The 3,536-nt window shown below is 47.5% G+C and carries 5 protein-coding genes; 4 read left to right on the top strand and 1 reads right to left on the bottom strand.

The genetic code is table 11. The annotated features are described in order from the left end of the window. Positions 1-147: 147 nt before the first annotated feature. The 4 genes from AC4MRN_RS14285 to lipA all read left to right on the top strand — a co-directional run bounded on the left by AC4MRN_RS14285 (position 148) and on the right by lipA (position 3,283). On the top strand, positions 148-1,287 hold the full coding sequence (locus tag AC4MRN_RS14285; RefSeq protein WP_321200698.1) for a D-alanyl-D-alanine carboxypeptidase family protein: 1,140 nt from the start codon (positions 148-150) through the stop codon (positions 1,285-1,287). A gap of 123 nt (positions 1,288-1,410) precedes the next feature. After that, complete coding sequence (gene ybeD / locus AC4MRN_RS14280; RefSeq protein ID WP_073321509.1) at positions 1,411-1,674, top strand: DUF493 family protein YbeD; 264 nt, start codon at positions 1,411-1,413, stop codon at positions 1,672-1,674. 3 nt (positions 1,675-1,677) lie between these two features. After that, on the top strand, positions 1,678-2,328 hold the full coding sequence (lipB, locus tag AC4MRN_RS14275) for a lipoyl(octanoyl) transferase LipB (protein WP_073321512.1): 651 nt from the start codon (positions 1,678-1,680) through the stop codon (positions 2,326-2,328). After that, positions 2,321-3,283, top strand: coding sequence for a lipoyl synthase (lipA, locus tag AC4MRN_RS14270; RefSeq protein ID WP_073321515.1), 963 nt, complete (start codon positions 2,321-2,323; stop codon positions 3,281-3,283). Before lipB ends, lipA begins: the two co-directional genes overlap by 8 nt. Here the strand turns inward: lipA and AC4MRN_RS14265 are convergent. Then, a partial coding sequence (locus AC4MRN_RS14265; protein ID WP_491203633.1) for a diguanylate cyclase domain-containing protein occupies positions 3,276-3,536 on the bottom strand: 261 nt, incomplete at its 5' end. The two genes, lipA and AC4MRN_RS14265, sit on opposite strands and share 8 nt — an antisense overlap.

The following is a 3,536-nucleotide window of genomic DNA, read 5'->3' as shown; positions in this document are numbered from 1 at the left end:
GTGAATTAAACTTTTTTAGGTTGCCCTAGTCCAATACCCTGGCATACGTTAGAATGCCGATGTTTATGACAGTCTTCATTTCCAACCAAAAACGGTAACACCATGCATAATAAAATAAAGCGCGCTAAACCGTCTTTCTTGCCATCCATGTTGATGGCACTGAGTCTATTTGCCTGTAACGCGGCGTCAGCTGCAGTTGTGATCCCCCCGGCCCCAAGTGTCGCCGCATCAGGGTTTATCCTGATGGACTACGAAACCGGCCATATTATTGCTGATCAAAATGCAGATATGCAGCTTGCCCCTGCCAGCTTAACCAAAATCATGACCGTGTATGTCATTGGTAAAGAAATTCAGGCAGGTAACATCAGCCTCGATGACGAAGTCAAAATTTCAGAAAATGCCTGGGCTAAGAACTTCCCTGACTCCTCTAAGATGTTCATTGAAGTGGGCACCACCGTTAAGGTTCGCGATTTGTTGCGCGGTATTATTGTGCAATCTGGTAATGATGCCTGCGTAGCTATGGCCGAGCACATTGCGGGTTCTGAAAGTGCCTTTGCCAGCATGATGAACGCCCACGCTGCTAATCTGGGTATGACAGCAAGTCACTTTGTTAACAGTCACGGCCTGCATGACGCGGATCATTACACGTCCCCACGTGATATGGCGACCCTATCTCGCGCGTTGATTGAAGAAACACCAGACATGTATGCCATTTACAGCGAAAAAGAGTTTACCTACAACGGTATTAAGCAATACAACCGCAACAGCCTGCTGTGGGACAAAAGTCTGAACGTAGACGGCATTAAAACCGGGCATACTTCTGATGCAGGCTACAGCCTGATCACTTCAGCTTATCAGGGTGATATGCGTCTGGTTTCTGTTGTAATGGGGACTGACAGCGAACGCGCACGTAAAGTTGAAAACAAAAAGCTGCTCCGTTACGGCTTCCGTTTTTATGAAACCGTCACGCCTTACCAGGCAGGTGAAAGCTTTGTCGCACACCGAATTTATATGGGCGATCGCGATACCGTTGATTTAGGCATTAACCAGTCTACGCCCATCACTATTCCGCGTGGTCAGGTCGATAACCTGAAAGCAAACTTCGAGCTTGACCGCAAACTGGAAGCGCCACTGGCGAAAGGTGAGGTCGTTGGCAAGCTTTATATCCAACTCGAAGGTGAAGATGTAGCTGAATATCCACTGGTTACCCTGCACGAAGTGAAAGAAGGTGGATTGATTGATCGCATGATGGATTATGTGTCTCTCAAACTGGGATTAGACGACTAACTATACCCCTTCGGCAAAATTCACACTTTACACACCGGCGTGCGTATTAAACGCACGCCAAATCTGGCTTCACGCCTGTCAAATTGATACAATTCGCTGGTTTTCACTTTAGAGGTTTACGTCATGGACACTCGCTTCGACGAATTGTTAGATTTCCCAACAGTTCAGACGTTTAAAGTTATGGGCGTCGCCCATGAAGATTTGCCAAATCATGTCATTGAATGCTTGCAGCAACATGCACCCGGTGACTATGCACCAACCGTTAAGCCGAGCTCAAAAGGCAATTATCACTCGGTTTCCGTGCAGGTAACCTGTACCAGCAAAGAGCACATGGAAACCCTGTATAAAGAATTAGCTAAATTAGAATTAGTCAGGGTTGTACTGTAATTCATGAGTAACAACGCGGTAATTATTCGTCAGTTAGGCAGACAGTCTTACGAACCGGTTTGGCAACGTATGCAAACCTTTACCGATACGCGTAATGACGAGGATCAGGACGAGATTTGGTTAGTCGAACACGACCCAGTCTTTACTCAAGGTCAGGCAGGTAAAGCTGAACATGTGTTAATGCCCGGCGATATTCCGGTGGTTCAGGTTGACCGCGGCGGTCAGGTTACCTATCACGGTCCTGGCCAACAAGTTGTCTATTTGATGCTGAATGTACGTCGCCGTAAATTAGGTGTTCGACAATTGGTCACTGCCATGGAAAATGCCGTAGTAAAGACACTAGGCGATTATGGTATTACCGCGAATGCTCGCCCTGACGCACCAGGCGTATATGTAAACAGTCAAAAAGTCTGTTCCCTGGGGTTACGCATTCGCCGTGGCTGCTCTTTTCATGGTCTGGCTTTGAATGTAAATATGGATTTAGCGCCCTTTTTACGTATTAACCCTTGCGGTTATGCAGGTATGGAAATGACGGATTGTGCCAGACTCGGCGGTCCACAAACGCTTGACGAGGCTGGCTCAGCTCTGCTCAAACACTTATTGGCTGAACTGGCCATTGAGACTACACAAACAATAGAAGGCTTTAATGAGTAACGTAAAAGCAAAAGCCGGAGTTAAGCTCCGTGATGATCAGAAAGTCAAACACATTCCGGTAACCATCATTCCAACCGAAAAGGAAGAGATGTTACGCAAGCCTGAGTGGATCAAGATCAAGCTGCCACGTACTACTGATAAAATCGACCACATTAAACAGACGCTGCGTAAAAACAATCTGCATTCAGTGTGTGAAGAAGCCAGCTGTCCTAACCTGGCGGAGTGCTTTAATCACGGTACCGCCACCTTTATGATTCTGGGTGACATCTGTACCCGTCGCTGCCCGTTTTGTGATGTTGCGCACGGCAAGCCCTTACCACCGAGTGCTGAAGAGCCATTAAAACTGGCAACCACTATCAAAGAGATGAATCTTAAATACGTGGTTATCACCTCAGTTGACCGCGATGACCTCAGAGACGGTGGCGCTCAGCATTTTGTGGACTGCATTAACGCCATTCGTGAACACAGCCCATCGACAACGATTGAAGTGTTGGTACCGGATTTCCGCGGACGTATGGATCGCGCACTGGAAATCTTTAAAGCAGGGCCACCGGATGTGTTTAACCACAACCTGGAAACGATCCCTCGCTTGTACCGTGAATGTCGTCCTGGCGCCAACTATCAATGGTCACTGGACTTACTGAAGAAGTTCAAAGCACAACACCCTTCTATTCCTACTAAGTCTGGTTTGATGATGGGTATGGGCGAAAGCAAGGAAGAAATCGCAGAAGTGTTAAAAGACCTGCGAGCGCATGACGTAAACATGTTGACTCTGGGGCAGTATCTGCAGCCAAGTCGACATCACTTCCCGGTAAAACGCTACGTTCACCCCAATGAATTTGATGAATTAGGTGAACTGGCTAAAGAAATTGGCTTTACTCACGCAGCTTGTGGTCCGATGGTTCGGTCCAGCTACCACGCAGACCGTCAGGCCGCTGGAGAAGAAATTAAGTAGTCGCATTATTGGCAGGCTGATAAATCACAGCCTGCTGCTTCCCTGCTCTTTTCGCCTGGTACAAGGCCATGTCAGCAGCATTTAGTAATTCAGATAACTGCACACCCGCCGTTTGCGTGTCACAAATTCCGAAGCTTGCCGAAATTCGCCAGCTATCCAACCGCTCATTGGTATCAATAACTTGAAAGTGTTGCTGTAGTTGATCTGCAAATTGCTGCGCCTGGTCGGCAGCCATATCCTGCAGGAAGATAGC

This window comes from Marisediminitalea sp., from assembly GCF_984433645.1.
The sequence above is the reverse complement of the archived record's forward strand: the minus strand, read 5'-3'. Positions and strand labels throughout refer to the sequence as shown.

Excerpts from the sequence above, each read along its gene's own strand:
- AC4MRN_RS14285 (WP_321200698.1), top strand. The coding sequence starts at position 148 with ATGTTGATGGCACTGAGTCTATTTGCCTGTAACGCGGCGTCAGCTGCA.
- ybeD (WP_073321509.1), top strand. The coding sequence starts at position 1,411 with ATGGACACTCGCTTCGACGAATTGTTAGATTTCCCAACAGTTCAGACG.
- lipB (WP_073321512.1), top strand. The coding sequence starts at position 1,678 with ATGAGTAACAACGCGGTAATTATTCGTCAGTTAGGCAGACAGTCTTAC.
- lipA (WP_073321515.1), top strand. The coding sequence starts at position 2,321 with ATGAGTAACGTAAAAGCAAAAGCCGGAGTTAAGCTCCGTGATGATCAG.